General features: G+C 42.2%; 1 pseudogene. It reads left to right on the forward strand.

Annotated features, from left to right (window positions below):
- Positions 1-1695 precede the first annotated feature (1695 nt).
- Positions 1696-3466, forward strand: a pseudogene (gene ltrA / locus O9324_RS26720) (group II intron reverse transcriptase/maturase).
- Positions 3467-3545: the final 79 nt, after the last annotated feature.

The following is a 3545-nucleotide window of genomic DNA, read 5'->3' on the forward strand; positions in this document are numbered from 1 at the left end:
CTCAATATCTAACTAAAGAGCGTTTTTTATTATATAGTACCAGCCTTGTCAGTTATCAGTTATCAGTTATCAGTTATCAGTTATCAGTTATCAGTTATCAGTTATCAGTTATCAGCTTCTGAAGGCAAGGGGCAACAGGCACTCGTGCAAAAGACAGAATCTGACAATTCTCCTACCTAAAAAGAAGGTTAGAAACTAAGCACATCAAAGCTTTTAGCTTAACCAATTAGGTCTGAGATTCGGCCTTTGTTATCAGCTTCTGAAGGCAAGAGGCAACAGGCACTCGTGCAAAAGACAGAATCTGACAATTCTCCTACCTAAAAAGAAGGTTAGAAACTAAGCACATCAAAGCTTTTAGCTTAACCAATTAGGTCTGAGATTCGGTCCTTGTTATCAGTTTTGAGTCTGACAGGGGAACAATCCCTCTCAAAGCATTGTCCACAAAGATTTTGGGTTCTTCGTTACTTGGTATGGTTCGATAGGGGGGCATAAATCGACTAAACCCTTATCTGGCAAGAGACTTAATTGATTAGTTCGCTCTAGAGCAAAAACAATTGACAAAAATCGCTAAATGCCTTTCTATATAAGGGTTCCATCCCTTATAACCCCCGTCCATTGCATAACACAAACCGAAGAGCCAAGACTTTTAGACTTTTGTCCCCTCAAAAAGTGCCAGCCATTGCGGGGATCGGGGGGAAAATTCCTGGACTTTTTCCCTGAAAATTAGGTAGTTGACCACCTGAAAATCGATAAAACCCCACACCCCACACCCCACCTGCCCCCCCGATGTCGGGGGGGGGGTTGGGGGGGGTCACACCCTGCCCCTAGGAAAAGCTTTTTGCCGCAAACCCTCTGTATTAAGTGTGCATGATCAAATGGCAGTAACAGTGCTGTCTTTTCACTGATTACTGTTTACTGATCACTGATTGTGCGAAACGTTTAGGCATGAAATAAGGTTGAAATACCTGAAATAACCGCCTAGTAAGGTCTTCAGTCCCCTGACTGAATCTAATAGGTCAACCCTGACCAACCTTATAACTGTTTATATGTCCCGACGTTTAGTATCACCTGATACCAAACTAGGCAAGGGGACTCAAGGTCAATACACTTTGTAACAATTATCTACAATTGCTACAAAGTTGAGAGTAACGGCGATAGCCACCCCCAGATTCAGAAATCACAACTCTGGGACTGAAGCGGGGAACGGAAGGCTCCGATGTGTTACCTAACACCAGAAGCGAGACCACTGCCAACCATCCATGATTAGGCGTGAGCCGAATGTCCGACTTGAACCATCGTGAATATTCAGTAGTGAAATAGGTTGATACACTGCGTTCAAAAGAACAAGGGGAAAAGTAAGGGTTTTTGAATCCACACCTACACAGACCTTTAAAAGTACCCCGGTGGATAGGACAAATCTAAAGATGGAATGCCCATATAAACGGAACGTAATAAACCCTTTTAGGCTCTGGGTACAGGTCGAAATACCCAGTAGTGATAAGTGTAAGCGCAAGTCTTCAAGGATGTGAGATGTAACCAAAAGCCAACGCTTGACAGTAATAGTCAGGATATGCTAAAAGGTTACGGTTTGTCTGTAAGGATAGAGTCTAGTAGGAGTCTATATGACAAAACCCTTGAGAAGGTAAAGGATTCGGGAAACCGAAAACCACTAAGACTACGAATGTATGGAAGGCTATCAACTGGGGTAAAATCCAAAGATATGTTTTCAAGCTCCAAAAGAGAATATACCAAGCGGCTAAATCGGGACAGGATGCTCCCGGTTAGAAAGTTGCAACGTCTATTGGTGAAATCATACTATGCTCGTCTATTAGCAGTCCGCAAAGTAACCCAAGACAATCAAGGAAAGAAAACAGCAGGAGTCGATGGAGTGATAGCAATATCCCCAGAACAAAGGCTAAATCTAACCGAAGAAATCAAAGGAACACTTAAAGCAAAATCGCTAAGAAGGGTATGGATTCCTAAACCGGGTAGGGACGAAAAACGCCCTCTAGGAATACCCACCATTAAAGATAGAGCTAGACAAGCGTTGATTAAATCGGCACTTGAACCAGAATGGGAGTCAAAAATGGAAGGAACCAGCTATGGTTTTCGACCCGGAAGGTCTGCCCATGATGCAATATCAAAAATATACATCACCATCAATCAAGGTAGCTACTTTGTATTAGATGCCGATATTGCCAAATGTTTCGACCGAATTAATCACGATTTCTTGCTGTCTAAACTTCATTGTCCAAGTTCCCTGAAAAGAGACATTAAACAATGGCTTAAAGCAGGAGTATTGGATAACGGCGTATTTGAAGAAACAGAAACCGGGACACCACAAGGAGGGGTAATAAGTCCACTACTAGCCAACATCGCACTGGATGGAATGGCAAGATTAATCGAAACACTATTCCCCAAAAAGAAGGGTAATCAAGCTGTTTTAATAAGATACGCTGATGACTTTGTAGTGATTTCACCATCACTAGAAATCATTGAACAGTGCAAGACTGCTATTTCCGAATGGTTAAAACCGATAGGATTAGAACTCAAACCAGAAAAAACCAGAGTGTGTCATACGCTCAACCCCATTGAATATAATGGAAAAATGGAAGAACCCGGTTTTGATTTTCTAGGATTCAATATTAGGCAATATCCAGTAGGAAAATACAAATCTGGGAAAACAAGTAGGGGAAAAGGATTAATCGGTCACAAAACCCACATCAAACCTAGCCAAAAAGCAGTTAAAGCCCACACAGAAGCGATTAAAGGTGTAATTAAAAAACACAAAACAACACCTCAATCAGCCCTGATTAGTCAATTAAACCCAATCATTAGAGGTTGGGCTAACTACTATTCAGGAGTAGTATCGTCAGATACCTTCAATAATCTAGACTACACAATCTGGTTAATGTTAAGGGCATGGACAGTATCAAGATGCGGTAAAGCGAACTACAAAAAGCTGAGTAACTACTTTAGACCGGGAACAATCAATCTCAGCAATGGGAAAGAAAGACACGAATCTTGGTTATTCCGAACCAAAGATGGTTATCAATTATGGAAACATAACTGGACACCAATTGTCAGACATACCCTAGTACGCCCCGACGCTTCACCATTCGACGGAAATTGGACTTACTGGGCAACCAGACGAGGACAAGCAATCGACACACCGACTAGAGTAGCCAAACTACTTAAGAAGCAACAAGGCAAATGTAGCCGATGTGGACAATACTTTACCCCATCAGATTTAATTGAAGTTGACCACATTCACCCTATCAGCTTAGGCGGAAAGGACGAATACAAGAACCTTCAATTACTACACCGCCACTGTCACGATGATAAATCGGCATCTGATGGAAGCCTAAAATCATCTAATTCGACATCACCCGATGTTAATGCAGATAATACAAGGTCAACAAAAAGATGTCAAGTTGTATCCTTAACAAGGGAACAATCAGACTAGGAGCCGTGTGAGGTGAAAGTCTCATGCACGGTTCTGAATGGGAGGGGAGGTCGGTGACGACCTTCTCGACCCCTAATAG

The sequence above is a fragment of the Microcystis sp. LE19-84.1B genome (assembly GCF_027531875.1).
GTDB classification, from domain to species: domain Bacteria; phylum Cyanobacteriota; class Cyanobacteriia; order Cyanobacteriales; family Microcystaceae; genus Microcystis; species Microcystis panniformis.